26 protein-coding genes are annotated in these 26796 nt (G+C 60.9%); 9 read left to right on the top strand and 17 right to left on the bottom strand.

Annotation, left to right across the window (positions count from 1 at the left end; genetic code table 11):
• Window positions 1-3: 3 nt before the first annotated feature.
• The 7 genes from K0P33_RS07790 to K0P33_RS07760 form a co-directional block, all read right to left on the bottom strand.
• Window positions 4-1014: a chemotaxis response regulator protein-glutamate methylesterase gene (locus K0P33_RS07790; RefSeq protein ID WP_094949979.1), complete on the bottom strand. Its 1011-nt coding sequence runs from the start codon at window positions 1012-1014 to the stop codon at window positions 4-6.
• A complete protein-coding gene (locus tag K0P33_RS07785) occupies window positions 1011-3275 on the bottom strand; it encodes a hybrid sensor histidine kinase/response regulator (protein WP_242154713.1) in 2265 nt (754 codons plus the stop codon). The genes K0P33_RS07790 and K0P33_RS07785 overlap by 4 nt, the downstream gene beginning before the upstream one ends.
• Window positions 3272-3973 (bottom strand): chemotaxis protein CheW, encoded by a 702-nt coding sequence (locus K0P33_RS07780; RefSeq protein WP_242154711.1) that lies wholly within the window; start codon window positions 3971-3973, stop codon window positions 3272-3274. The genes K0P33_RS07785 and K0P33_RS07780 overlap by 4 nt, the downstream gene beginning before the upstream one ends.
• Window positions 3970-5232, bottom strand: coding sequence for a protein-glutamate O-methyltransferase CheR (locus K0P33_RS07775; RefSeq protein WP_242154709.1), 1263 nt, complete (start codon window positions 5230-5232; stop codon window positions 3970-3972). The genes K0P33_RS07780 and K0P33_RS07775 overlap by 4 nt, the downstream gene beginning before the upstream one ends.
• Complete coding sequence (locus K0P33_RS07770; protein ID WP_094949975.1) at window positions 5229-5741, bottom strand: chemotaxis protein CheW; 513 nt, start codon at window positions 5739-5741, stop codon at window positions 5229-5231. The genes K0P33_RS07775 and K0P33_RS07770 overlap by 4 nt, the downstream gene beginning before the upstream one ends.
• Window positions 5741-7363: a methyl-accepting chemotaxis protein gene (locus K0P33_RS07765; RefSeq protein ID WP_094949974.1), complete on the bottom strand. Its 1623-nt coding sequence runs from the start codon at window positions 7361-7363 to the stop codon at window positions 5741-5743. Before K0P33_RS07765 ends, K0P33_RS07770 begins: the two co-directional genes overlap by 1 nt.
• 249 nt (window positions 7364-7612) lie before the next feature.
• On the bottom strand, window positions 7613-8323 hold the full coding sequence (locus tag K0P33_RS07760; RefSeq protein WP_242154707.1) for a tellurite resistance TerB family protein: 711 nt from the start codon (window positions 8321-8323) through the stop codon (window positions 7613-7615).
• Between the two features lie 304 nt (window positions 8324-8627).
• Here K0P33_RS07760 and K0P33_RS07755 point away from each other — a divergent pair, with 304 nt between their 5' ends.
• Window positions 8628-10253 (top strand): glucan biosynthesis protein D, encoded by a 1626-nt coding sequence (locus K0P33_RS07755; RefSeq protein WP_094949972.1) that lies wholly within the window; start codon window positions 8628-8630, stop codon window positions 10251-10253.
• Window positions 10254-10351: 98 nt separating this feature from the next.
• On the opposite strand, the gene K0P33_RS07750 is transcribed toward K0P33_RS07755, so the two are convergent.
• The 3 genes from K0P33_RS07750 to K0P33_RS07740 all read right to left on the bottom strand — a co-directional run bounded on the left by K0P33_RS07750 (window position 10352) and on the right by K0P33_RS07740 (window position 13974).
• The gene (locus tag K0P33_RS07750; protein ID WP_094949971.1) at window positions 10352-10537 is read right to left on the bottom strand and encodes a hypothetical protein; all 186 of its coding nucleotides are present in this window, start codon (window positions 10535-10537) and stop codon (window positions 10352-10354) included.
• 302 nt (window positions 10538-10839) lie between these two features.
• Window positions 10840-11946 carry an NADH:flavin oxidoreductase/NADH oxidase gene (locus tag K0P33_RS07745; RefSeq protein WP_094949970.1) on the bottom strand — a complete coding sequence of 369 codons (1107 nt, stop codon included), beginning with the start codon at window positions 11944-11946 and terminating at the stop codon, window positions 10840-10842.
• Window positions 11947-12072: 126 nt separating this feature from the next.
• Complete coding sequence (locus K0P33_RS07740) at window positions 12073-13974, bottom strand: potassium transporter Kup (RefSeq protein WP_094949969.1); 1902 nt, start codon at window positions 13972-13974, stop codon at window positions 12073-12075.
• A gap of 300 nt (window positions 13975-14274) precedes the next feature.
• Between K0P33_RS07740 and rimO the strand changes: the two genes are divergently transcribed.
• The 5 genes from rimO (at window position 14275) to tsaA (ending at window position 18275) form a co-directional block, all read left to right on the top strand.
• Window positions 14275-15603, top strand: a complete 1329-nt coding sequence (gene rimO, locus K0P33_RS07735; RefSeq protein ID WP_242156009.1) for a 30S ribosomal protein S12 methylthiotransferase RimO — start codon at window positions 14275-14277, stop codon at window positions 15601-15603.
• A 112-nt stretch (window positions 15604-15715) separates the two neighbouring features.
• Window positions 15716-16204 carry a GNAT family N-acetyltransferase gene (locus tag K0P33_RS07730; protein ID WP_242154705.1) on the top strand — a complete coding sequence of 163 codons (489 nt, stop codon included), beginning with the start codon at window positions 15716-15718 and terminating at the stop codon, window positions 16202-16204.
• A gap of 131 nt (window positions 16205-16335) precedes the next feature.
• On the top strand, window positions 16336-17046 hold the full coding sequence (locus K0P33_RS07725; RefSeq protein WP_094949930.1) for an rRNA pseudouridine synthase: 711 nt from the start codon (window positions 16336-16338) through the stop codon (window positions 17044-17046).
• A gap of 68 nt (window positions 17047-17114) precedes the next feature.
• Window positions 17115-17576, top strand: a complete 462-nt coding sequence (locus K0P33_RS07720; RefSeq protein ID WP_083359865.1) for a DUF1456 family protein — start codon at window positions 17115-17117, stop codon at window positions 17574-17576.
• 3 nt (window positions 17577-17579) lie between these two features.
• Window positions 17580-18275, top strand: a complete 696-nt coding sequence (gene tsaA, locus K0P33_RS07715; RefSeq protein WP_094949929.1) for a tRNA (N6-threonylcarbamoyladenosine(37)-N6)-methyltransferase TrmO — start codon at window positions 17580-17582, stop codon at window positions 18273-18275.
• 149 nt (window positions 18276-18424) lie between these two features.
• Here the strand turns inward: tsaA and fpr are convergent, their stop codons facing one another.
• The gene (gene fpr, locus K0P33_RS07710) at window positions 18425-19204 is read right to left on the bottom strand and encodes a ferredoxin-NADP reductase (protein WP_003189055.1); all 780 of its coding nucleotides are present in this window, start codon (window positions 19202-19204) and stop codon (window positions 18425-18427) included.
• Between the two features lie 124 nt (window positions 19205-19328).
• On the opposite strand from fpr, the gene K0P33_RS07705 reads away from it, so the two are divergent.
• On the top strand, window positions 19329-20255 hold the full coding sequence (locus K0P33_RS07705) for a LysR family transcriptional regulator (RefSeq protein ID WP_169368331.1): 927 nt from the start codon (window positions 19329-19331) through the stop codon (window positions 20253-20255).
• A gap of 3 nt (window positions 20256-20258) precedes the next feature.
• Here K0P33_RS07705 and K0P33_RS07700 read toward each other — a convergent pair whose 3' ends face one another.
• The 3 genes from K0P33_RS07700 to K0P33_RS07690 all read right to left on the bottom strand — a co-directional run bounded on the left by K0P33_RS07700 (window position 20259) and on the right by K0P33_RS07690 (window position 22319).
• Window positions 20259-20621 carry a diacylglycerol kinase gene (locus K0P33_RS07700; RefSeq protein ID WP_094949927.1) on the bottom strand — a complete coding sequence of 121 codons (363 nt, stop codon included), beginning with the start codon at window positions 20619-20621 and terminating at the stop codon, window positions 20259-20261.
• 75 nt (window positions 20622-20696) lie between these two features.
• Entirely contained in the window at window positions 20697-21347 is a 651-nt protein-coding gene (gene erdR / locus K0P33_RS07695) for a response regulator transcription factor ErdR (RefSeq protein ID WP_094949926.1), read from the bottom strand.
• 252 nt (window positions 21348-21599) lie between these two features.
• Window positions 21600-22319: a tRNA-uridine aminocarboxypropyltransferase gene (locus tag K0P33_RS07690; RefSeq protein WP_242154702.1), complete on the bottom strand. Its 720-nt coding sequence runs from the start codon at window positions 22317-22319 to the stop codon at window positions 21600-21602.
• Window positions 22320-22518: 199 nt separating this feature from the next.
• On the opposite strand from K0P33_RS07690, the gene K0P33_RS07685 reads away from it, so the two are divergent.
• Window positions 22519-22959, top strand: a complete 441-nt coding sequence (locus K0P33_RS07685; protein WP_094949925.1) for a PA3611 family quorum-sensing-regulated virulence factor — start codon at window positions 22519-22521, stop codon at window positions 22957-22959.
• A 376-nt stretch (window positions 22960-23335) separates the two neighbouring features.
• Entirely contained in the window at window positions 23336-24448 is a 1113-nt protein-coding gene (locus tag K0P33_RS07680; protein ID WP_094949924.1) for a TIGR00730 family Rossman fold protein, read from the top strand.
• 149 nt (window positions 24449-24597) lie between these two features.
• On the opposite strand, the gene recX is transcribed toward K0P33_RS07680, so the two are convergent.
• From recX to K0P33_RS07665, 3 genes are all read right to left on the bottom strand, one after another.
• A complete protein-coding gene (gene recX / locus K0P33_RS07675) occupies window positions 24598-25065 on the bottom strand; it encodes a recombination regulator RecX (protein ID WP_242154700.1) in 468 nt (155 codons plus the stop codon).
• A gap of 8 nt (window positions 25066-25073) precedes the next feature.
• On the bottom strand, window positions 25074-26132 hold the full coding sequence (recA, locus tag K0P33_RS07670) for a recombinase RecA (RefSeq protein ID WP_094949922.1): 1059 nt from the start codon (window positions 26130-26132) through the stop codon (window positions 25074-25076).
• An 83-nt stretch (window positions 26133-26215) separates the two neighbouring features.
• Window positions 26216-26716: a CinA family protein gene (locus tag K0P33_RS07665; RefSeq protein ID WP_094949921.1), complete on the bottom strand. Its 501-nt coding sequence runs from the start codon at window positions 26714-26716 to the stop codon at window positions 26216-26218.
• Between the last annotated feature and the right edge of the window lie 80 nt (window positions 26717-26796).

Genomic DNA, 26796 nt, shown 5'->3' with positions numbered 1-26796 from the left:
TGATCATTTTGCAAAGACCTCCAGCAATCGGGGCGCAATTCTGTCCAGTGGGCGAATTTCAACAGCGGCATCAATTGCCGCCGCCGCTTTGGGCATGCCATACACCGCCGAGCTCTGCTGATCTTGGGCGATGGTCAAATATCCTTGTTCACGCAGCAATTTGAGCCCCTGGGCACCGTCGCGCCCCATGCCGGTCAGCAATACGCCGACAGCGTCGCCGTTCCAATGGCTGGCGACGCTTTCAAAAAATACATCAATGGAAGGCCGGTAAATCTCGTTCACCGGCTCTGCGGTATAGGCTAGCGTGCCGTTTTTCAACAAGCGAATGTGGTGGTTGGTGCCGGCCAGCAGGACCACGCCACTTTGTGGCGGTTCGCCCTCCCGCGCCAGGCGCACCGGCAGGCCTGACGCGCTGCTCAGCCATTCAGCCATGCCGGCGGCGAACACCTGGTCCACATGTTGCACCAGCACGATGGCCGCGCAAAAGTCCCGGGGCAACCCCTTGAGCAGGGTTTCCAGGGCAGCCGGCCCGCCGGCCGACGAACCAATCGCCACCAGGCTTTGGCGCTTGCCGGTGCTGCGCTGCGGCGCGGTTTCGGTGCGTACCCGGCTGCCACGCTGGCCGACCAGCCAGCCAATATTGAGGATCTTGCGCAGCAACGGCGCCGCCGCATCCTTGGCATTGCCCACGCCCAGCGCCGGCGTATCCACCACATCCAGGGCGCCATGGCCCATGGCTTCGAACACCCGGCTGACATTGGCCTGGCGGTCCACGGTGACGATCACAATCGGGCACGGGGTCTGCGCCATGATCTGCCGGGTGGCTTCCACGCCATCCATCACCGGCATGATCAGGTCCATCAGGATCAAGTCCGGGGTCAGCTCGGCGCAACGCTGCACCGCTTCCTGGCCATTGCCGGCCACCCACACCACTTGGTGCGCGGGCTCGAAACTCAAGGCACGGCGCAACGCCTCCACCGCCATGGGCATGTCATTGACGATCGCAATCCTCATGCCCGGGCGCCTCCGATCAGTTCCACCACGGCGTCCAGCAAGGCGTCGTCATGGAAACTGGCTTTAGCTAAATAATAGTCGGCCCCAGCGTCCAGTCCACGACGTCGGTCTTCTTCGCGATCCTTGTACGACACCACCATCACCGGCAACGATTGCAGGCGACTATCACGACGCAAGAGTGTGACCAATTCAATACCGTCCATACGAGGCATATCAATGTCAGTGATGAGCAGGTCGAAGTCTTCGGAGCGCAAGGCGTTCCAGCCATCCATGCCATCGACAGCGACGGCCACTTCGTAACCACGATTAAGTAACAATTTGCGCTGCAACTCACGCACGGTGAGCGAATCATCCACCACCAACACGCGTTTGCGCGGCGCTTCGGCGGCCTGCTGGCTGCGCCGGGCGATGCGCTCAAGGCGGCCGGTATTGAGTAGTTTGTCCACCGAGCGCAGCATGTCTTCGACATCAACGATCAATACCACCGAGCCGTCGTCGAGCAACGCACCGGCGGAAATATCCTGGACCTTGCCCAGGCGATCATCCAGCGGCAACACCACCAAGGTGCGCTCGCCGATAAACCGCTCCACCGCAATGCCATAGATCGCATCGCGCTCGCGGATCACCACAACTTTCAGGGTTTCTTCGTTGCTCTGCCCGGCCGGGCGCTGCAACAACTGGCTGGCGGCGACCAGGCCGACGTGGCGGCCTTCGTGCCAGAAATGCTGGCGCCCCTCCAACTGCACAATGTCATCGGGCGCCAGGTCGCACATGCGTTCGATGTGCGCCAACGGGAACGCGTAGGCTTCTTCGCCGACTTCCACCACCAGGCTGCGCACCACCGAGAGGGTCAACGGCACCTCGAGGTGGAAGCGGCTGCCCTGCCCCGCCGTCTGCTCCAGCACCACCGCGCCGCGCAGTTGGCGGACCATATGTTGCACCGCGTCCAGGCCAACACCACGGCCGGACACTTCGGTGACCTTGTCGCGCAGGCTGAAACCCGGCAGGAACAGGAACGTCAGCAGCTCCTCTTCGCTCAGGCGCAGGGCGGTTTCCAGCGGTGACAAATGCCGGTCGACGATGGTGCCGCGCAGGCGCTCCAGGTCGACGCCATTGCCGTCATCGCTCAATTCCAGCACTAGCAAACCCGCCTGGTGCGAGGCGCGCAGGCGGATCAAGCCTTCAGCCGACTTGCCCGCCAGCAGGCGCTGCTCAGGCATTTCGATGCCGTGGTCGACGGCATTACGCAGCAAGTGGGTGAGCGGCGCTTCGAGTTTTTCCAGCACATCACGGTCGACCTGGGTCTTTTCGCCCTCGATCTCCAGGCGCACCTGCTTGCCCAGGCTGCGGCCCAGATCGCGGACCATACGCACCTGCCCGGCCAACACATCGGCAAACGGGCGCATGCGGCAGGCCAGCGCGGTGTCGTACAGCACTTGGGCGCGCTGCCCGGCCTGCCAGCCGAACTCGTCCAGCTCGGCGGTTTTTTCCGCCAGCAACGCCTGGGCTTCGCTGAGCAGGCGACGGGTGTCAGCCAGGGCTTCCTGGGCTTCGAGGTTCAACACCACAGCCTTGAGGTGGCCATCAAGGGTGTCCAAGGCGCGGGCGCTGTTGTTTTGAATACGCTTGAGGCGCTGCATGCTCGCCAGGTACGGCTTGAGCCGCTGGGTTTCGACCAGGGATTTACTGGACAGGTCGAGCAGGCTGTTCAAGCGCTCGGCGGTGACGCGCAGCACGCGCTCGCCGCCTTCGGTCATGTGTTTGTTCTGGCGCGGCGGCTCGCTGGTGACCGGCGGCTCGGGCTCGGGCGGCAGCGCTTCGACCATAGGCGCCGCAGCCGGCGGGGGCAGCGCAGGTGAAGCGACGGTGGCGGACGGATCGAGCAGGCGCTCCATCAGCGCTACATACGCCTCGATATTCGCCGGGCCCACGTCATTGCCCGGCGTGGCGATGCGCATCAGCAGGTCGGTGCCTTGCAGCAAGGCGTCGATATGTTCGGGTTGCAGGTACAGGCGGCCTTCCTGAGCAGTGACCAGGCAGTCCTCCATGACGTGGGCCACGCTGACCCCGGCATCCACCCCGACGATCCGCGCCGCGCCCTTGAGCGAGTGCGCGGCGCGCATGCACGCCTCCAACTGGTCGGCCTGGGTCGGGTTGCGTTCCAAGGCCAGCAAACCGGCGCTCAATACCTGGGTCTGCGCATCGGCTTCCAGGCTGAACAGTTCCAGCAGCGAGGCATCGCGCATCTGGTCGGGGGTCATGTGAGGCTCCGGGTCACGGCGGACAACAATTGCGCCTCGTCCAGCCAGCGCAGGCTGCGGCCCTTCCACTGCAAAACGCCCTGGGTGAAGCGCGCACTGGCCTGGGCGCCGGAGGCCGACGCCGCCTTCAAGGTGCGCTCATCAATGGCATGGATGCCGTCGACTTCATCGACCGGCACCACCACCGGGCCGTCCTGCGCGGCGATGATCAACATGCGCGGCATGACCCGCCCACCACTGGCCCCGCCGGTGGTGGCGTCCAGCCCCAGCAACTCGACCAGCGACAGGCACGCCACCAGCGCGCCCCGCACATTGGCCACGCCGAGCAGCGCCCGCGAGCGTTGGTGCGGCAGCGAGTGAATCGGTTGCAATGGCGCCACTTCCACTAGGCAGCGGGTGGCAATGCCCAGCCATTCCTCGCCCAGACGAAACATCAACAGGGAGCGCGTGACCACATCGCCGTGGTCCTCGGTTGCCGCCTGTGGCCGCCGGTCGTCCTGCTGCAAGGCATAGCGGTCGAGCAAACGCGTGGCGGCGGCGGAATACACCGAGCAGTTACGGCAATGGATATGCTCCGCCAGTAACGGGCAGGACTTGTCGCCATGGATGCCGATGCGGTTCCAGCAGTCGTCGATGGCTTGGGTGTCGGTCAGGGTCAGGTCCAGGCCCGCAGTATCGAGCGCGTCGTTGCTACTCATCGTTTGGACTCACTGTCAGCTCGCTCGCTACGCGCGGCCCGCGCTTGCAAGCGGCGCGCCCCCGCACTGTCGCCCTGGGATTGGAGCAACGCGGCCAAATGCATCAAGGCCTGCGGGTGCTGCGGTTCCAGGTACAAGGCTTTTCGATAATAACCCTGGGCTTCCAGGGCGCTGCCGGCCACATCGCTGAGCAGCCCCAGCCAGTAAAACACCTGGGCGGCCGGCGGGTGGTTACTCAAATACTGCTCACACGCGGCACGGGCTTCAGCACTTTTGCCTTCGTTGGCAAGCGTGGCGATGCGGCTGAGCAGGTCGCCTGCATCGGTCTGCGCCACCTTGATCGGCGTCACGTGGCTGCTGAGCGTGCTGAACGGGCGTGGCTTGAGAGGCATCGGCGCCGCACTGCGCGGCACGGACATCGGTACAGGCATCAGTACAGGCACCGGCTCGGGCTTGACCGGTTCTACATACCGGCTGAAGGCAAAGGACTGCGGCACACCAATCGAACGCATGCCATGGCGCCCCAGCAGGCTGCCCTCGGCCGGGCCGATAAACAGCACGCCATCCTCGTGGGTCAGGCCCTTGAGCACGTCGAACACTTGCTTCTGGGTCGGCTGGTCAAAGTAGATCAGCAGGTTGCGGCAGAACACAAAGTCGTAGCTTGGCTCATTCGCCAACAGGCCTGGGTCGAGCAGGTTGCCGACTTGCAGGCGCACTTGCTCGCGCACGCGGTCGGCGATGCGATAACCCTCCACCTCTTCGGTGAAGTGGCGCTCGCGAAACTCGATATCACTGCCGCGAAACGAATTCTTGCCATACACCCCGCGCCGCGCGCGTTCCACCGACAGCGGGCTGACATCCAGGCCCAGCACCTTGAATTGGTGCGGCGCCAACCCGGCATCAAGCAAGGCCATGGCAATCGAGTAGGGCTCTTCGCCGGTGGAACACGGCAGGCTGAGGATACGCAGCGCGCGCATCTGCTTGATCTCGGCCAGGCGCGCCTTAGCCAGGCGCGCCAGGGTCGCAAAGGATTCGGGGTAACGAAAAAACCAAGTTTCGGGGACGATGACCGCTTCGATCAGCGCCTGCTGCTCATCCTGGGAGCTTTGCAAGTGCTGCCAGTAAGCCTCTGGCGTCTGCGCCTGCGTGGCCTGGCTGCGTTGGCGTACCGCGCGCTCGATGATCGCCTCGCCCACCGAGGCGACGTCCAGGCCAATGCGTTCCTTTAAGAAGGCAAAGAAGCGCGGATCATTACTCATAGGTTCAGCTCGGCGCAAAATAGCAAGGCGCGCACGGGCTCGGTGAGCAACTCGTTGACGCCAATCCACTGCATCAAGCCCAAGGCATCTTCACGCACCAGCCCCAAGTACGGCGCCTCGCGATTGTCCAGCCCATACGGCTGGAACTCCTCAAGGCTGCAACGCAGGGTGTCGGTGGCTTGTTCCAGGATCAGCCCCAGCCAGCGTGCTTCAACCCAGGGTTGCGGCTGGTAATTGACCAACACCAGCCTCGTGCTGGTGCGGGCCTGGGCCGGCGTGCCAAAGGTCAGCGCGCTCAGGTCGATCACCGGCACCAGCGCGCCACGGTGGGCAAAGATCCCCGCCACCCAGACCGGTGCATGGGCGATGGGCTTGAGCGGCAGGCGCGGCAGCACCTCAGCCACTTCCGTGGCCCTGAGGGCATACCGTTCGCCGCCGATGTGAAACACCAGGAACAACGCCTTTTTCGCTGCCGGGACGGCGCCGCGTTTAGCGGCAAGCTCGCTCATCAGACTTTGAAACGCGAGACGCCGCTGCGCAGGCCGACCGCAACCTGGCTCAGCTCATCAATGGCAAAGCTGGCCTGGCGCAGGGATTCCACGGTCTGGCTGCTGGCATCACCCAGTTGCACCAGCGCGTGGTTGATCTGCTCGGCGCCAGTGGCCTGAGCCTGCATGCCTTCGTTGACCATCAACACACGCGGCGCCAACGCCTGCACTTGGTGGATGATCTGCGACAGTTGCTCGCCCACTTGCTGCACTTCAAACATGCCGCGGCGCACTTCTTCGGAGAACTTGTCCATGCCCATCACGCCCGCCGACACCGCCGACTGAATCTCACGCACCATCTGCTCGATGTCGTAGGTGGCCACGGCGGTCTGGTCCGCCAAACGCCGCACTTCGGTGGCGACCACGGCAAAACCGCGCCCGTATTCACCGGCCTTTTCAGCTTCGATGGCGGCGTTGAGCGACAACAGGTTGGTCTGGTCGGCGACCTTGACGATGGTCACCACCACTTGGTTGATGTTGCCAGCTTTCTCATTGAGGATCGCAAGCTTAGCGTTGACCAAGTCGGCGGCGCCCATCACCGAGTGCATGGTTTCTTCCATGCGCGCCAAGCCTTGCTGGCCAGAACCGGCGGCGACCGATGCCTGGTCAGCGGCGGTGGACACTTCGGTCATGGTGCGGACCAAATCCTTGGAAGTGGCGGCGATCTCCCGCGAAGTGGCGCCGATCTCAGTGGTAGTCGCGGCAGTTTCGGTGGCCGTGGCCTGTTGCTGCTTGGAGGTGGCGGCAATCTCGGTGACCGAGGTGGTGACCTGTACCGACGAACGTTGGGCCTGGGACACTAGGGCCGTCAGCTCGGTCATCATGTCGTTGAAGCCGGTTTCGACGGCGCCGAACTCATCCTTGCGTTCCAGGTTCAGGCGCTTGCTCAAGTCACCCGTTCGCATGATGTCGAGGATCTCGACGATGCGATTCATCGGCGCCATGATCGCGCGCATCAGCAGCAGGCCGCAGAGGCCCGCGGCAAGAATGGCCAGCAGCAGCGAAACGCCCATGCTGATTTTGGCAGCCGAGACGGCTTCGTCGATAGCGGCGGTGGCGTTATCGGCAACCTGCTTGTTCTCATTGATGATGTCATTGAGCTTCGCGCGGCCTGCGGTCCAGGCGGGCGTCAGTTGCTCGTCGAAGAGCTTTTGCGCCTCGACGGGGTTGTTGGCCTGATGGGCGTCCAGGACTTGGGCGAGAATCTTGTTGTAGTTCTGATGGAGTTTTTCGAAGGCATCGAATTCGCTGCGATTCTGGCCAATATTGATGGTGCTGGCGTAACTGGCCATGTGCTGTTCAAGACGCGCCTCGAAGGACTTGTAGTCCTGCTTGTCGGCCTCTGAGATGCCCTGGCTTTGGTGCGCGCCGACCAATTCCTGGGTTTGCAAATAGCTGTCGACCCAGGCGCTGCGAATCATCGAACTGAAAAACACCCCGGGCACGGCGTCGTCGCGAACGGAGGTTTCGCTGACTTCGATTTTCAGCAAGCGCGAATACGAGACCACGACCATCAGCAGCATGATCGCGATAATTACCGCAAAGCTCGCCAAAATCCTTTGGCGCAAGGTCCAGTTCTTCACAGTAATTCCTCGAAGGGCCATTCAAATGGAGGGGAGTATAGCTGAGCAGATGGCCTCACTTATCAATGGCTTTTGATGCAGTGCACACAGAATGCAAAAACACCTGTGGGAGGGCTGGCTGGGGATCGTTTCCACGCTCTGTGTGGGCATGCAGCCCGTTACATTGGCAGGATTCAAGCGGTGTTGCAGAGGGCGGGACGCGGAGCGCCCCGCAAGGCATTCCCACGCGCGAGCGTGGGAATGATCAGGTCAGAGGGTGGCTTGGCGTACTTGTTTTTCCAGTTCGAGCTTCAAGCCAGGCTCCAGTTTGAGCTGGCGGGCCAATTCGTCCAGATAGGCCTTTTCCATGAAGTTCTCTTCATCCACCAGCATCACGCTGGCGATGTACATTTCGGCGGCCATTTCCGGAGTGCCGGCTGCGCGGGCCACGTCGGCAGGGTCGAGGGGTTTGTTCAGCTCGGCGTGCAGCCAGCCTTGCAGCTCGCGGTCGTTGTCGAGCTTGGTGAACTCGCCTTCGATCAGCGCGCGTTCGCGGTCGTCCACATGCCCATCGGCTTTGGCGGCCGCGACCAGCGCTTTAAGAATGCCCTGGCTGTGCTGCTCGACCTGCGCCGGCGGCAAGCGGTCGATGGTCTGCGGCTCGCCCTGGGGTGCATTGGCCTGTTGCGCCTGCCAATTGCCATAAGCCTTGTAGGCAATCACGCCCAAGGCCGCCAAGCCACCATAGGTCAGGGCTTTACCGCCAAATTTGCGCGCCTTCTTGTTGCCCAGCAGCAAGCCCATGGCACCTGCCGCTAGGGCTCCACCGCCCGCACCGCCAAGCAAACTGCCGAGCCCGCCACCGCCGAGCAGCCCGCCGAGGGCGCCTTTATCATTCGGTTTGCGCGGGTCGCCGGCCTTCTTCTGCAACATGTCCTGGCCAGACTTGAGTAACTGATCGAGCAATCCACGGGTATTCATATATAGCCTCCAGACACTTGGGTTCGTAGGACCAATAGGCCCCCAGCGTAAAACTAAGTGCCAAAAAACCCAGATCTAGAGTGCTTCGAGTTGTAACGTCACCTGCTAATACCGGAAACGTCTTGTTTCATATGCGACGCCATCATCCCGCTATCAATCAATTTTCCTTCCTCATCGAACCGCTTAAGCTAACCGGCGTCTGTTTATAGTCCGTTGCGTTTGGCCGAAGGCATGTCCGAACCGTTATTTCTGATCCAGCACGTGCCAGGAACGGCGCGGGATTTGCTCACGACAGGTTGTCTCTATGCACCGCAGGAATTTGCTCAAAGCGTCCATGGCCATTGCGGCTTACACCGGTTTGTCGGCCAGCGGCCTACTCGCCGCGCAGGCCTGGGCTGGGAACCGTGCCGCCGATGGCAAGGCCGTGGCGTTTGATTTTGAAACGCTTAAAGCCCAGGCCAAGCAGCTCGCCGGCACCGCCTATAAAGACACCAAACAGGTGCTGCCGCCGACCCTGGCGACCATGACGCCGCAGAATTTCAATGCCATCGGCTACGACGGCAACCACTCGCTGTGGAAGGAATTGAACGGCCAGCTCGACGTGCAATTCTTCCACGTCGGCATGGGTTTCAAGACGCCGGTGCGCATGCACAGCGTCGACCCCAAGACCCGCGAAGCACGCGAGGTGCATTTCCGCCCCTCGCTGTTCAACTATGAAAAGACCACAGTCGACACCAAGCAGCTGACCGGCGACCTGGGTTTCTCCGGCTTCAAGCTGTTCAAGGCGCCGGAACTGGATCGCCATGACGTGCTGTCATTCCTCGGCGCGAGCTACTTTCGCGCGGTGGATTCCACCGGCCAGTACGGCCTGTCCGCACGCGGCCTGGCGATTGATACCTACGCAAAAAAACGCGAAGAATTCCCCGACTTCACGCAGTTCTGGTTCGAAACCCCGACCAAGGACGCCACGCGTTTTGTGGTCTACGCCCTGCTCGACTCGCCGAGCGCCACCGGCGCCTACCGCTTCGACATCGACTGCCAGGCCAACCAGGTGGTGATGGCCATCGACGCGAATATCAACGCACGCACCACCATCGAGCAACTCGGCATCGCGCCGATGACCAGTATGTTCAGCTGCGGCACCCATGAGCGCCGTATGTGCGACACCATCCACCCGCAAATCCATGACTCGGACCGCCTGGCGATGTGGCGCGGCAACGGCGAGTGGATCTGCCGCCCGCTGAACAACCCGGCCAAGCTGCAATTCAACGCATTCGCCGACACCGACCCGAAAGGCTTCGGCCTGGTGCAGACCGACCATGAGTTTGCTAGCTACCAGGACACCGTGGACTGGTACAGCAAGCGCCCAAGCCTATGGGTCGAACCCACCACGGCATGGGGCGAAGGCTCGATCGACCTGCTGGAAATCCCCACGACCGGCGAAACCCTGGACAACATCGTGGCCTTCTGGACCCCGAAAAAGCCCGTGGCCGCCGGCGATTCGCTCAACTACGGCTACAAGCTGTACTGGAGCGCGCTACCACCGGTGAGCACACCGCTGGCGCAAGTCGACGCCACCCGCTCCGGCATGGGCGGCTTTACCGAAGGTTGGGCACCGGGCGAGCACTACCCCGAAGTATGGGCACGCCGCTTTGCGGTGGACTTCAAAGGGGGCGGCCTCGATCGCCTGCCCGCGGGCACCGGCATTGAGCCGGTGGTGACCTGTTCCCACGGTGAAGTGAAAGATTTCAGCGTGCTGGTGCTCGACAACATCAAGGGCTATCGCATTCTGTTCGATTGGTACCCGACCAGCGACAGCGTGGAGCCGGTGGAACTGCGTCTGTTTATCCGCACCCAGGACCGCACCTTGAGTGAAACCTGGCTGTACCAGTACTTCCCGCCGGCGCCGGACAAGCGCAAGTACACCTGATACCCATTGTGGGAGCGGGCTTGCCCGCGATAGCCTGGGGTCAGTCGCGCCTGTGTTGACTGACACACTGCAATCGCGGGCAAGCCCGCCCCCACACGTTAAAAGCGCGACACGCTTTTCATCGCCCCAATCAAGTACCGCATCGCCACCTGATCGTTCTCGGTCAGCGCGCGGTACTGCTCCAGTAATTGCACCTCATCCGAGCTCAACCTTCGACCACGCAAAGACATTTTGCCGGTCAGAAAACTCACCACCGCACCCGCAACATCATAGGACTTGGCCATGGACTGTTTCTCCTGATATCAAACTAAGACGCTTGGCGCCCATCACCTGCCTTCCCTGAGACGCGATGCCTTCACGAACAAGCTGACTGACTCCCTGGGCCAGAAATCAGACTTACCCTAAGCGTAGAAACAATCGGCTCCCGTGTGGGATTTTTTTAGAGTATTAACTTAAATAAATCGCCAAAGTAACAAAGACCTACAGCACTTTCCCACGCGGCGGCCGGCGCAGGTGAGGCCGCAAAAAACAACAGCAAGAAAAAACCCACCGGGTCAGGGTGGGTTTTGGTGGATCAGGTGTGGGATCAATCCCTCAGATCAGACTCATGGATCGGCTGATCGCGATGGGTCGCCCGTTGGTACTGCGCCGGCCAGATCGCCTTGCGCCCACCCAAGTCATCATCGGCATGCAGCGGCCAGTACGGGTCACGCAACAGCTCACGGGCCAGGAAGATGATGTCGGCCTGGCACGTGCGCAGGATGTGCTCGGCTTGGGCCGGCTCGGTAATCATGCCGACGGTGCCGGTGGCGATGCCCGACTCTTTGCGTACACGCTCGGCAAAGCGCGTCTGGTAACCGGGGCCGGTGGGGATCTCGGCGTTGGCGGCGGTGCCGCCGGAGGACACGTCGACCAGGTCCACGCCCAAGTCTTTGAGGCGGCGTGCCAGCTCCACGGTTTCATCCGGGTTCCAGCCGTCTTCCACCCAGTCGGTGGCCGATACCCGCACAAACAGCGGCAGCTCCTGAGGCCAGACTTCACGCACAGCCTTAGTGACTTCGAGCACCAGGCGGATACGGTTTTCAAACGAGCCACCGTAGTGGTCCTGACGCTGGTTGCTGATGGGCGAGAGGAATTGATGCAGCAGGTAACCGTGAGCAGCATGGATTTCCACCACTTCAAAACCGGCAGTCAGCGCGCGTTTGGCGGCGGCCACAAAGTCGGCGATCACGTGTTGGATCTGCGCTTCGTCCAGTTGCTGGGGTTGCGTGTGATTGGGGTCGAAGGCAATCGGCGATGGGCCTACCGGCACCCAGCCGCCCTCTTGCGGCTTGACGCTGCCGTGCTTGCCGATCCACGGCCGATGCGTGCTGGCCTTACGCCCGGCATGTGCCAGTTGAATGCCCGCCACCGCGCCTTGGGCGGCAATAAACCGCGTGATGCGTTGCAGCGGTTCGATCTGTTCATCCTTCCACAGGCCCAGGTCCTGGGCGGTGATGCGGCCATCGGCGGTCACGGCGGTGGCTTCGGTGAAAATCAGCCCGGCGCCGCCGACGGCGCGGCTGCCAAGGTGCACCAGGTGCCAGTCATTGGCCAAGCCGTCCTCGGAGGAGTACTGGCACATTGGCGAGACGGCGATCCGGTTGAGCAGGGTCAATTGACGGAGGGTGTAGGGTTCGAGCAGCTGACTCATGGCGCACCTCTTCTGGGTTCTGTGGGCACTATTCAAACAGTGCTTAGAGCCTAGTCGACAACGGTGGCTTGCATAGGGTTCAGAAGGAAAACGGGAGCCGATTGCCGGCTCCCGTGTCGCAGCAGCTTACATTTCGACCTGGGTGCCCAGCTCGATCACGCGGTTTACCGGGAGCTTGAAGAAGCGCAGGTTGCCGTTGGCGTTCTTCAACATGAACGCAAACAGGCTTTCACGCCAACGGGCCATGCCCTTGATGCGCGAGGCGATCACCGTTTCGCGGCTGAGGAAGTAAGTGGTGCGCATCGGGCTGAAATCCAGGTCGTCCAGATGGCACAACTTCAGTGCCTCGGGCACGTCCGGCTCATCGGTAAACCCGAAGTGCAGGATCACCCGGAAGAAGCCTTCCCCGTAGGCGTCCACCTCAAAGCGTCGTGAGGCAGGCACGCGCGGAATGTCTTCGTAGACCACCGTCAGCATCACCACCTGCTCATGCAACACCTGGTTATGCAGCAGGTTGTGCAACAGCGCGTGAGGCACGGCGTCGGGCCGCGCGGTGAGGAACACGGCGGTGCCCTGCACGCGATGCGGCGGCTGCACGCGGATGCTGCTGATAAAGATCGGCAAGGGCAGCCCGCCCTCGTCGAGGCGGTCCATCAACAGTTCTTTGCCGCGCTTCCAGGTGGTCATCAGTATAAACAGCACAATCCCCGCCAACACCGGGAAGGCACCGCCCTGCACGATCTTCGGCACGTTGGCGGCGAAGAACAGGCCGTCCACCAACAGGAAGCCGATCAACACCGGAATCGCCAACACCGGTGGCCATTTCCATAGCAGCAACATCACCGCCGACACCAGGATGCTGGTGATCAGCATGGTGCCGGTCACTGCCACGCCGTACGCCGAGGCCAAGGCGTTCGAAGATTCGAAGCCCAGCACCAGCAGGATCACGCCGACCATCAGCGCCCAGTTCACCGCACCGATGTAGATCTGGCCTTGCTCGGCGCTGGAGGTGTGCTGGATATGCATGCGCGGGATGTAACCCAACTGGATCGCCTGGCGGGTCAGGGAGAACGCACCAGAAATCACCGCCTGGGAGGCAATCACCGTGGCCAGCGTCGACAGTGCCACCAGCGGGATCAACGCCCACTCCGGCGCCAGCAAGTAGAACGGGTTACGCGCCGCTTCCGGGTTTTCCAGCAGCAAGGCGCCCTGGCCGAAGTAGTTGAGCACCAGCGCCGGCAGCACCAGGGCGAACCATGCGCGAGCAATCGGCTTGCGGCCGAAGTGGCCCATGTCGGCATACAGCGCTTCGGCACCGGTCAACGCCAGCACCACCGCGCCGAGAATCGCCACGCCCATGCCGGGGTGGACGATAAAGAAACGCACGCCCCACACGGGGTTCAGCGCGTTGAGCACCTCGGGGTGTCGCAGGATGCCGTGCACGCCGAGGCCGCCCAGCACCAGGAACCACACCACCATCACCGGCCCGAACAGCTTGCCGATGCGATCGGTGCCGTGTTTCTGGATCAGAAACAGGCCCACCAGCACCACCAGCGACAGCGGCACCACCCAGCGCTCCAGGCCATCAAAGGCCAGTTCCAGGCCCTCGACCGCCGACAACACCGAGATCGCCGGGGTGATCATGCTGTCGCCGTAGAACAGCGCGGCACCGATCAGGCCGAGGATCACCAGCACCGAACGTAATTTGGGGTACGGCGCCGCCGCCCGCCGTGCCAGTGCCGTCAGGGCCATGATGCCGCCCTCGCCCTGGTTGTCCGCGCGCAGGATAAACAGCACGTACTTGATCGACACGACCCACACCAGCGACCAGAAAATCAGCGCCAGAATGCCGAAGACCCCGTCATGGTTGACCTGAACCCCGTAACCACCAGAAAACACTTCTTTAAGGGTATAGAGCGGGCTGGTACCGATATCGCCGTACACCACCCCGACTGCTGCCACTAGCATGCCAATCGGCTTTGCATTGGAATGCTCGGCACCTGCCGCCTGACTATTTGCCTGACCCATCAACCACTCCTGCCCTTTGACCCAAGGTCTTTTATAAACAACGCGTCTAAGCTGACCGTAGCATGCGCTGTTTTACTTCTCGTAACAGACGTTTTATTGACCCAAGGGTTTTACCCGTGCGCAACGGCGCGAAGCATAGCGCAGCACTCGTCGCATTTCCCTGCATAAAGCTGGTCAAGTGCGTTGCCCGTCGCTAGAATTGCGCACTTTTTGATCAGAGGCACACCAAGTGCCCATCCGCTGCCCTGCCCTTCTAGCCGGCGGCGTCATTCAATACCGAGGTTAGACATGTCCACCACCATCGCAAAAGCCAACCCCAAGGTCGGCTTTGTATCTCTGGGTTGCCCAAAGGCTCTGGTCGACTCCGAGCGCATCCTCACGCAATTGCGTATGGAAGGCTATGACGTCGTGTCCACGTACCAGGACGCCGACGTGGTGGTGGTCAACACCTGTGGCTTCATCGACTCGGCCAAGGCTGAGTCGCTGGAAGTGATTGGCGAAGCCATCAAGGAAAACGGCAAGGTCATCGTCACCGGCTGCATGGGCGTGGAAGAAGGCGCTATCCGCAACGTGCACCCAAGCGTACTGGCCGTGACCGGCCCGCAGCAGTACGAGCAGGTGGTCAATGCCGTGCACCAAGTGGTGCCGCCGCGCCAGGACCACAACCCGCTGATCGACCTGGTGCCGCCGCAAGGCATCAAGCTGACGCCGCGCCACTACGCGTACCTGAAAATTTCCGAAGGCTGCAACCACAGCTGCAGCTTCTGCATCATCCCGTCGATGCGCGGCAAGCTGGTCAGCCGCCCGGTGGGTGATGTGCTGGACGAGGCTCAGCGCCTGGTTAAATCCGGCGTGAAAGAGCTGTTGGTGATCTCCCAGGACACCAGCGCCTACGGCGTCGACGTGAAGTACCGCACCGGTTTCTGGAACGGCGCGCCGGTGAAAACCCGCATGACCGAACTCTGCGAAGCCTTGAGCAGCCTGGGCGTGTGGGTGCGCCTGCACTACGTTTACCCGTACCCGCACGTGGACGAGCTGATCCCGTTGATGGCCGCCGGCAAGATCCTGCCGTACTTGGACATCCCGTTCCAGCACGCCAGCCCGAAAATCCTCAAGGCCATGAAACGCCCGGCCTTCGAAGACAAGACCCTGGCGCGTATCAAGAACTGGCGCGAGATCTGCCCGGACCTGATCATCCGCTCCACCTTCATCGTCGGCTTCCCTGGCGAGACCGAAGAAGACTTCCAGTACCTGCTGGACTGGCTGACCGAAGCGCAACTGGACCGTGTCGGTTGCTTCCAGTACTCGCCGGTGGAAGGCGCTCCGGCTAACCTGCTGGACGCTGCCGTCGTTGCGGACGACGTCAAGCAAGACCGTTGGGAGCGTTTCATGGCACACCAACAGGCCATCAGCTCGGCACGCCTGCAACTGCGCATTGGTCGGGAGATCGAAGTGCTGATCGACGAAGTCGACGAGCAAGGCGCCGTAGGCCGCTGCTTCTTCGATGCGCCGGAGATCGACGGTAACGTGTTTATCGACGATGCCAGCAGTCTGAAGCCGGGCGACAAGGTCTGGTGCACGGTAACTGACGCTGACGAATACGACCTGTGGGCGCAAAAGCGCGACTGATCGTCACTGGCGTGTAAAAAAAATACAAAAGCCCCGCCTCTAGACAAGATGCGGGGCTTTTTTAGGTCTATCGTTTGCCCATTGGCGAAGATCTAGGCAAGGGGCAGCGGGCATGCGTCAGCTTTCGGTCATCCACACACCCAAAATCAGCGACTTCGCGCACTTGGCGCAACTCTGGGAAGACTCGGTGCGGGCAACCCACGATTTCTTGCCGGACAGCTACATCGTCCTGCTCAAAGAGCTGGTGCTGACGCGTTACCTGGATTCGGTGATGCTGATCTGCACCAAGGACGCACGCCAACGCATCACCGGGTTTGCTGGGGTGGCAGCGGGAAAAGTCGAAATGCTGTTTATCGACCCGCAGCACCGCGGCCAGGGCCTGGGCCGGCAACTGCTGCGTTATGCGATCGAGCACATGAACGCCGACCAGCTGGACGTCAATGAACAGAACCCGCAGGCCCTGGGCTTTTACTTCAAGCAGGGCTTCGAGGTAATCGGCCGCGCGGAGCATGACGGCCTGGGCCAGCCGTACCCGCTGCTGCATATGCGTTTGCGCACATCTGTGGGAGCTGGCTTGCCTGCGATGCGGGCGACGCGGTAGCTCAGGTCGACCGAGGTGATGCCATCGCAGGCAAGCCAGCGCCCACAAAAAGCCACCCTGCTGAAATAGGGCCGGGATTAACCGGCGCCAGGCAGGTACAATAGCCGCCCCCTTTTGTTACGGCCCTTGTCATGACTGACCCCATACGCCTCTCCAAACGCCTTATCGAACTGGTCGGTTGCTCCCGTCGGGAGGCTGAGCTGTTTATCGAAGGCGGCTGGGTCTCGGTGGACGGAGAAGTGATCGACGAGCCGCAGTTCAAGGTCACCACCCAGAAGGTCGAGCTGGACCCAGAGGCGAAAGCCACTGCGCCGGAGTCGGTAACCATTCTGCTGCACGCGCCGGTGGGTGTGGATGCCGAAACGGCGATGGCCTCGATCAGCGCAGAAACCTTGTCCGAAGAACACCGCTTCAGCAAACGCCCGCTTAAAGGCCACTTCCTGCGCCTGACCGCCAGTGCCGACCTGCAAGCCAAGGCCAGCGGCCTGCTGGTGTTCACCCAGGACTGGAAGATTCTGCGCAAGTTGACCGCCGATGCCGCCAAGATCGAGCAGGAATACGTGGTGGAGGTTGAAGGCGACATGGTTGCCCACGGCCTCAATCGCCTGAACCACGGCCTGACCTACAAAGGTAAGGAGCTGCCGGCCGTAAAGGCTAGCTGGCAGAACGAAAACCGCCTGCGCTTTGCGATGAAGAACCCGCAACCGGGGGTGATTGCCCTGTTCTGCGAAGCCGTCGGCTTGAAAGTCATCGCCATCCGCCGCATCCGCATTGGCGGGGTATCCATCGGCAAAGTGCCGGTCGGCCAATGGCGTTACCTGTCCGGCAAAGAGAAGTTCTAAGCCGTTCCCCTTTTCTCGACACCGCCTGATTAGGCGGTGTCTTCAGTTGAATACCAGGATTGCCCACCATGATTCACAACGACGTATTGCGTAGCGTGCGCTACATGCTCGACATCAGCGACAACAAGATGGTCGAGATCATTAAGCTCGGCGGCATGGACGTGACCAAGGAAGACCTGCTGACTTACCTCAAGAAAGACGAGGAAGAAGGCTTTGTGTTCTGCCCGGATGACGTCATGGCCCACTTCCTCGATGGCCTGGTGATCTTCAAGCGCGGCAAAGACGAAAGCCGTGCGCCACAGCCGATCGAAACCCCGGTGACCAACAACATCATCCTCAAGAAGCTGCGCGTGGCCTTCGAACTGAAGGAAGACGACATGCACGCGATCCTCAAGGCTGCCGAGTTCCCAGTGTCCAAGCCTGAGCTGAGCGCACTGTTCCGCAAGTTCGGCCACACCAACTACCGCACCTGTGGCGACCAGTTGCTGCGTAACTTCCTCAAGGGCCTGACCCTGCGGGTTCGTGCGTAAGCCATGAGTTACCACGTCTCGCCCGTCGGTTTCGTGCGCTCCTGCTTCAAGGAGAAGTTCGCCATCCCACGCCAGCCCCAACTGGCACCGGCCGCCCGTGGCGTGCTGGAACTGGTGGCGCCGTTCGACCAAGGTGAGGCGGTGCAGGGCCTGGAGCAGGTCAGCCATGTGTGGTTGCTGTTTCTGTTCCACCAGGCCTTGGAAGACAAACCACGCTTGAAAGTGCGGCCGCCACGGTTGGGCGGCAACACGTCCATGGGCGTGTTTGCCACCCGCGCCACTCATCGGCCCAACGGCATTGGCCAGTCAGTGGTCAAGCTGGACAAGGTCGAGCCGGGGCGGCTGTGGATTTCCGGGATTGACCTGCTGGATGGCACGCCAGTGCTGGATATCAAGCCGTATGTGCCGTACGCAGACATCATTGACACCGCCACCAACAGCATCGCCAACAGTGCGCCACAGCTGATTCCTGTGCAGTGGCTGAAGACAGCCCTGCAACAGGCACAGGGCCATGCGCAGCGCCTTGACGAACCATTGGTGGCGTTGATCGAACAGTGTCTGGCGCAGGATCCACGGCCGGCGTATCAAACGCCGGGGCCGGAGCGTGAATATGGTGCGCAGTTCTGGGATGTGGATGTGCGGTGGCACTATCCGGAAGCCGGGATGATTTGCGTGCTGGAAGTCATTCCGGCCAAGTAAACGTCGAAAACAAATGTGGGAGCTGCTTGTCTGGGAGCTGGCTTGCCTACGATGCAGACACCTCGGTCATTCAGTAGAACCGAGGTGACGCTGTCGCAGGCAAGCCAGCTCCCACACAAGCCAGCTCCCACATTCATTTGGATCGGCGGTTATTTCTCGACGAACGCACGCTCGATCAGATAATCACCCGGCTCACGCATACGGGGCGAAACTTTCAGGCCGAAGCTGTTCAACACTTCGCTGGTTTCGTCCAACATGCTTGGGCTGCCGCACAGCATGGCGCGGTCGTCCTCGGGGTTGATCGGTGGCAGGCCAATGTCGCTGAACAGCTTGCCGCTGCGCATCAGGTCGGTCAGGCGGCCTTCGTTTTCGAACGGCTCGCGGGTCACGGTCGGGTAGTAGATCAACTTGTCACGCAGGGCCTCGCCGAAGAACTCGTTCTGCGGCAGGTGCTCGGTGATGAATTCGCGGTAGGCGACTTCGTTGACGTAACGCACGCCATGGCACAGGATCACTTTTTCGAAACGCTCGTAGGTTTCCGGGTCCTGGATCACGCTCATGAATGGAGCGAGGCCAGTACCCGTGCTGAGCAGGTACAGGTGTTTGCCCGGCTTCAAATCGTCAAGCACCAAGGTGCCTGTCGGTTTTTTGCTGATGATGATCTCGTCGCCTTCCTTCAAGTGCTGCAATTGGGAAGTCAGCGGGCCATCGGGCACCTTGATGCTGAAGAACTCCAGATGCTCTTCCCAGTTCGGGCTGGCAATGGAGTAAGCGCGCATGAGCGGGCGGCCATTAGGCTGTTGCAGGCCGATCATCACGAACTGACCGTTCTCGAAGCGCAAGCCCGGGTCGCGGGTGCACTTGAAGCTGAACAGAGTGTCGTTCCAGTGATGAACACTGAGGACACGCTCGTGGTTCATGTTGCTCATGTACGGGGAACTCCTGGAAATGGGTCTGCGCCAAAATTGAAGTGCGCAATTGCACAGCATTCTAATGGCGGCGACAATATCTGTTAACTGGATTATTAAGATAAGGGTTATCGGTTATATCGATATGCGATTTACTCTCCGTCAACTGCAAGTCTTCGTCGCCGTCGCCCAGCAGGAAAGCGTCTCCCGCGCTGCTGGCCTTCTGGCCTTATCTCAATCCGCCGCCAGCACCTCGATTACCGAGCTGGAGCGTCAATCCAGCTGCCAATTATTCGACCGCGCGGGCAAACGCCTTAGCCTCAACGCCCTCGGCCATCAGCTGTTGCCCCAGGCCGTGGCGCTGCTGGACCAGGCCAAGGAGATCGAAGACCTGCTTAACGGCAAGTCCGGCTTCGGTTCCCTGGCGGTCGGCGCCACCCTGACCATCGGCAATTACTTGGCGACGCTGCTGATCGGCAGCTTTATGCAGCAGCACCCCGAAAGCCAGGTGAAGCTGCATGTGCAGAACACTGCACATATCGTGCACCAAGTGGCGCACTACGAAATTGACTTGGGTCTAATCGAAGGCGACTGCAGCCACCCGGACATCGAGGTGCAAACCTGGGTGGAAGACGAACTGGTGGTGTTTTGCGCACCGCAGCATCACTTGGCCAAGCGCGGCGTGGCGACCATGGAAGAGCTGACCCACGAAGCGTGGATCCTGCGCGAGCAAGGTTCCGGCACGCGCCTGACCTTTGACCAGGCCATGCGGCATCACCGCAGCGCGCTGAATATCCGCCTCGAGCTGGAGCACACCGAGGCGATCAAGCGTGCCGTGGAATCGGGGTTGGGGATTGGCTGTATTTCCAGGCTAGCGCTGCGCGATGCGTTCCGCCGTGGCAGCTTGGTACCGGTGGAAACCCCGGACCTGGACCTGGCGCGACAGTTCTACTTCATCTGGCATAAGCAGAAGTACCAGACCTCGGCGATGCGCGAGTTTCTGGAGCTGTGCCGCGCCTTCACCGCCGGGGTTCAGCGCAGCGACGAGATCGTGCTGCCGAGCATCGCCTGATCCTCAGATCAGAATCACGGCCCACACCAGGGTGATCATGGTCAGCGCGACGAATTGCGCGGCGCTGCCCATGTCCTTGGCGTTTTTCGACAGTGGGTGCAGGTCGAGGGAAATCCGGTCGATGGCCGCTTCCACCGCCGAATTGAGCAACTCGACGATCAAGGCCAACAGGCACACCGCGATCAGCAAAGCGCGCTCGACCCGGCTGACGTGCAGGAAAAAGCTCAGCGGGATCAGGATCACGTTGAGCAACACCAACTGACGGAAAGCCGCCTCGCCAGTGAAAGCCGCACGCAGGCCATCCAGGGAATAGCCCCCTGCATTGAAGATACGTTTGATACCGGTTTGACCCTTGAAAGGCGACATAGATGTAGGCAACTGAACCAAAGGAGTGGGGAAACTAGATCACGCAAAGTCAAAAAAGCGTGAATCAGTAACAACTTAATGCTGCGAAATTGACTCAAGTTGTTGCAAGAGCAGCGCCGCCTGAGTGCGCGTCCGCACGCCCAGCTTGCGGAAGATCGCTGTTACGTGGGCCTTGATGGTCGCTTCTGACACGCTCAGTTCGTAGGCAATCTGCTTGTTCAGCAAGCCTTCGCAGACCATGGTCAGCACCCGAAACTGCTGGGGCGTCAGGCTGGCGAGGCCATCACGGGCGGCCTTGGCTTCGTCGGACACGTTGATTTCTTCAAACGCCTGCGGCGGCCAGGACACGTCGCCATCCAGCACGGTACGCACGGCGTTCTGGATCGCTTCCATTGAGCTGGACTTGGGAATAAACCCGCTGGCGCCAAACTCCTTGGAGCGCACCACCACGTCAGCGTCTTCCTGGGCCGAGACCATCACCACCGGGATCTGCGGGTATTGCCCGCGCAACAGCACCAGCCCGGAAAAACCGTAGGCGCCGGGCATGTTCAGGTCGAGCAGCACCAGGTCCCAGTCGGATTTTTCGGTGAGGCGGGTTTCCAGCTCGGCAATGCTGGCCACTTCGACCAGGCGCACGTCCGGCCCAAGGCCCAGGGTTACGGCCTGATGCAGCGCGCTGCGAAACAGCGGGTGGTCATCGGCTATCAGGATTTCGTATGTGGCCATTGATTAAATGATCCTGTTTTTTATGGCAGCCCTGATGGGTTCAGGGTTCGCCAGTACACAAGGTAACGGCCAGGCAGCCATCACCACAGGGCATGCTCAACGTCAAAAACACCTGCAACGACGCTGAAAATTCACGGTTACGCCCCAATCGGCGCCCAGCATGCCCAGCGTAGCCTAGAGGGTCAAGCACTACGCCCGCGGGCATTTTAGCGGCGCGCGGGTTTACGGTGCCATCATGCAAACGTCGTGTGGTTATAGCACCGGAATATAGGGTGCAAGGCGAGTATGGACGATGTCCGTCGGGTCCAGCGGTAACTGGAACTTAGCAGCCAGGTAATGGGTGCTGAAGACGTCGAGGTAGGCATCCAGCACTTCACTGGCGGCTTGGTCACTGGCCAGCTCCAGGCACAGCGCCGCGACTTCGGCGGTGCAGAAATGGTCATCACGTTTGGAGCGGCGCAGCTTATAGCGCGACAGCTGCTCGGGCGCCAGGCTCAACACCGGCAAGTGTTCCAGGTAGGGGCTTTTGCGGAACATCTTGCGCGCTTCGCTCCAAGTGCCGTCCAGCAGGATAAACAGTGGGCGCTTGCCCGCCGCCGCCGTGACTTCGCCGACGACCCGCTCAGGCGCGACGAATTCGCCGGGGAACACGATATAGGGCTGCCATTGCGGGTCGGCCAGCAAGGTCAACAGTTCGGGGTCGACCTCAGTGCGCGACCAGGCGAACGCGGTGGTGTCTTCGATCACATCGGCGATCAGCCAGCCGGTATTGCTCGGTTTCATCGGCTCAACATCGTGCATCAGCAGGCACATGGCCGAGCGCGCCTCTACCTTCGGCCGCCAGGCACACAGGCAGTACTCGGGAATCACCCGACAGCCGGGGCAGCGTTCGGCGCGCGAACCACGGTTGAGAAAAGGCCGCACGGCCCGCGCCAGGCGCTGAGTACGCAAACGGGAGACGGCGTGACTCATCGGGTGCAACCCGTAAAAGGGGAAATCGACACTGAGGAAACTCGAGGCAGGCTTTAAGTGGCCGCAGTTTACCAGAGCCATCCGCACTTCCGAGCGATACGCCTGGCTGTAGTGGCAACGGCTCACCTATAATTGCGCGCCACTGAACGCACAGCGCAGTGGCTGGTCTATGCACCAGTAACCGAATCAGGAGAGTTTCATGCTGCGTTCCATGCTGCGCGTTGTTGCCCCATCCGTCGCCCTTGCGTTGGTATTGCCTATGGGCGCCCACGCGGCCTCGCTGCTGGAGGCCCAAATGAACCGCAAGCTGCAAAGCGTCGCGGCTGAAAGCAACAAGGACCTGCCCCGGGAAATCGACGAAAAAACCCTGGAAGTTGCCTACACCGTTGAAGGCATGCAGCTGATCGACCACCTCAGCGTACAGCCCGACCGCGCTGAACAGATGCGCGCCAACCCCAAGGCCGTGTACTTCCAACTGGGTCAAAGCGTGTGCCTGAACAAGGGTTACCGCGAATTGATGGCCAAGGGCGCAGTGATGCGCTACGAAATCACCGAGAACAAGACCAACCGCCCTGTGGCGTCGGTCAAGTTTGTAGAAGCGGATTGCCCGGCACCTGCGGCAGCCAAGAAGAAAAAGTAACGTTTGCTCGACCGTCGCGCGCTGCTGTCCAGTGGCGCGCACTTCCCTCGCAGCCTCTGCCTGCCAACAACTAAACTGCCTGATGTGTTGCCAATAACCGGTTGCCAGCCAAGGGTTTTTCGGCTCATGATCACGTTATCTCGGCAGCCCTTCCACCGCGTTTTCCACGCCGTTCTGTAACATTTTCAGGGCAAAAGAGGGTTGCCCTCCTGCGACTTGCAGTGCAAAGGTTTCCAAATCACAAGGAACATACAGAGCCCGCTTTGCCGCTCGGCGAACACCGTGCAAGCCTTCGGTATGCAGCGACACACGCAGTGTCGAGGCCGCAGACGAATTCTCGTCGATGGCCCTGGCTCTGTGAAGAAGGAGAAGTTGAATGCCTTACGAATCGAATGACCACCTGCTCCGTCATTTTGAAGAACACGGGGCCGACCTCACACAGCAGGTCGATGCGCAACTCCAGCTGATCGCTCCCAACAGCTCGAATATCCCCCTTTATCGCGACATGATCCTCACCGTTCTGCGCATGGCCCAGGACGACCGCAACCGCTGGAACGCGAAAATCACCTTGCAGGCGATCCGCGAACTGGACAATGCCTTCCGCGTATTGGAACAGTTCAAGGACCGCCGCAAGGTGACGGTATTCGGCTCGGCGCGAACGCCGGTCGAAAGCCCGCTGTACGCCCTGGCCCGGGAAGTCGGCGCCAAGTTGGCGCAATCAGAGCTGATGGTGATCACCGGCGGTGGCGGCGGCATCATGGCGGCAGCCCACGAAGGTGCAGGCCTGGAACACAGCCTGGGGTTCAACATCACCCTGCCGTTTGAACAGCACGCCAACCCGACCATTGATGGCACTGAGAACCTGCTGTCCTTCCACTTCTTCTTCACCCGCAAGCTGTTCTTCGTCAAGGAAGCCGATGCATTGGTGCTGTGCCCGGGCGGTTTTGGCACGCTGGATGAAGCGCTGGAAGTCCTCACCTTGATCCAGACCGGCAAAAGCCCGCTGGTGCCGGTGGTACTGCTGGATGCTCCGGGCGGCGGCTTCTGGCAAGGCGCCTTGGACTTTATCCGCAGCCAGCTGGAAGCCAACCGCTACATCCTGCCCACCGACCTCAAGCTGGTTCGCCTGGTGTACAGCGCTGAAGAGGCGGTGGACGAGATCAACCAGTTCTACGCCAACTTCCACTCCACCCGCTGGTTGAAGCGCGAGTTTGTGGTGCGCATGAATCACCCGCTCAGCGAGCGTGCCTTGGCCCATTTGCAGAGCGAGTTTGCCAGCCTGCGCCTGAGTGGGGAGTTCCAACAGCAGGCGTATACGGGCGAAGAACATGATGAGCCGAGGTTCGGCCATTTGACGCGGTTGGTGTTCAACTTCAATGGGCGTGATCAGGGCCGTCTGCGGGAATTGGTGGATTACATCAACTTGCCGGAGAACTGGGCGCAGGCTCAAGGGAAGACCCAGCAGCGAGTGACGCCCGAGCCAGCGTGACTTGTTGAAGGCAAAAAAAAAGGCCCACTATTTTCATAGTGGGCCTTTTTTGTGGTGTTTCAGGTGACCTTACAGTGAAGCGAATGGGGCTGCTACGCAGCCCAGCGGGAGCAAGCTCCCTCGCCACAAAAGCTCGCCTATCGTCCCGGTCAGTCGTCCATGTCTCGGCCACTTAATAGGCGGCTGATCATCTCCATCGAAAACCCGCGATAACTCAGAAAGCGACCTTGCTTCGCACGCTCCCTGGCATCAATCGGCAGATGGCCGGCAAACTTGCGGCGCCAAGTGTCTTCGAGCTGCGACTGCCAACTGATACCGCACTCACGCAGGGCGAGATCAATATCGACGCGTTGCAGGCCGCGCTGGCTAAGCTCTTCGCGAATTCGCGCCGGGCCATAGCCGGAGCGCGCTCGGTAGGAAACAAAGCTTTCGAGGTAACGGGCTTCCGACAGCAGCCCTTCTTCCGTCAAGCGGTCGAGGGCAGTGTCGATCATCTCGGGCTCTGCGCCGCGCTGACGCAGTTTACGCGTCAGCTCGACTCGACCATGCTCGCGTCGAGCGAGCAGGTCCATTGCAGTGCGCCGGACGGCGACGAGTGTATCCAGTACAACAGTCATCGTTTGCTTCAGATGTCAGTATCGGCTTCTGCTACTTCTTCAACCGGCTCGCGGTTGGCTGCAGCTTTCACGTCAGGGGCTGGGGTCAACAGCTTGTCGCGGATCTGCTTCTCAAGCGTGGCAGCGATATCCGGGTTATCCGCCAGGAACTTGGCCGAGTTGGCCTTGCCCTGACCGATCTTGCTACCGTTGTAGGCATACCAGGCACCGGACTTCTCGACGAAACCGTGCAGCACGCCCAGGTCGATCATCTCGCCGTTCAGGTAAATACCCTTGCCGTAGAGAATCTGGAACTCAGCCTGACGGAATGGCGGGGCCACTTTGTTCTTCACGACTTTAACGCGGGTTTCGCTACCAACAACCTCGTCACCTTCTTTAACCGCGCCAGTACGGCGGATGTCCAGACGGACCGAAGCGTAGAACTTCAGCGCGTTACCACCGGTGGTGGTTTCCGGGCTGCCGAACATCACGCCGATCTTCATACGGATCTGGTTAATGAAGATCACCAGGCAGTTGGCGTTCTTGATGTTACCGGTGATTTTACGCAGCGCTTGGGACATCAGACGGGCTTGCAGGCCCACGTGCATGTCACCCATTTCGCCTTCGATTTCAGCCTTGGGTACCAGGGCGGCCACGGAGTCGACCACGATCACGTCGATGGCGTTGGAGCGCACCAGCATGTCGGTGATTTCCAGGGCTTGCTCGCCGGTGTCCGGCTGGGAAACCAGCAGGTCGTCAACGTTGACGCCCAGCTTGCCGGCGTATTCAGGGTCGAGGGCGTGCTCGGCGTCGACGAACGCGCAGGTGGCGCCCATTTTTTGAGCCTGGGCAATCACCGACAGGGTCAGGGTGGTTTTACCGGAAGATTCAGGGCCGTAGATTTCAACGATACGGCCTTTTGGCAGGCCGCCAATGCCGAGCGCGATGTCCAGACCCAGAGAGCCAGTGGAAATAGCCGGGATCGCCTGACGGTCGTGATCGCCCATACGCATTACGGCACCCTTGCCGAATTGACGTTCGATCTGACCCAGGGCCGCAGCCAAGGCTTTCTTCTTGTTGTCGTCCATTAAAGTCCTCACGTAATCAATAAGGCCTGACGGCCAACACCTGTATAAGTAGACAGTATTGTTCCACAAAGATCGAAGATCGCCTACCCCTGATTTTCTATTTCTGCTGCAGCTCGTCGCAACAAGCCCTCTAACGCGGCTTTTACCGTTTGTCGGCGGACCTCGTCACGGTTGCCGGGGAAGTGCGCCAGCTCCGCCGTCACCTCCTCGCCCACACCAAAGGCCAGCCATACGGTGCCGACCGGTTTGTCCGGCGACCCCCCATCGGGCCCCGCCACGCCGCTGACCGCCACGGCATAGCGCGACAGGCTTTTTTCCTGCGCGCCCCGCACCATCGCCTCGACCACTTCCTGGCTGACGGCGCCGACTTTGGGGAATAACGCCTCCGGCACATTCAATTGCCGGGTCTTCTGCCGATTGGAGTAAGTGACATACCCCGCCTCGAACCAGGCCGAACTGCCCGGTATCCGCGTGATGGCTTCAGCGATACCGCCCCCGGTGCAAGACTCGGCGGTGGTGACGTGGGCATTGAGCACCTGCAAGCGGCGCCCCAATTCAGCGGCCAGTTGAGTGATTTCCTTCACAGTCGTCTCCAGAAGTCGGCGGGGGATTTGCCTACCCTACAGGAGCAAATCGCGCGCGCAAGCCACAGACTGGATCAAGA

It is taken from the genome of Pseudomonas sp. ArH3a (assembly GCF_022648765.1).
Taxonomy (GTDB): domain Bacteria; phylum Pseudomonadota; class Gammaproteobacteria; order Pseudomonadales; family Pseudomonadaceae; genus Aquipseudomonas.
This window is presented reverse-complemented; position numbering and strand designations above follow the sequence as displayed.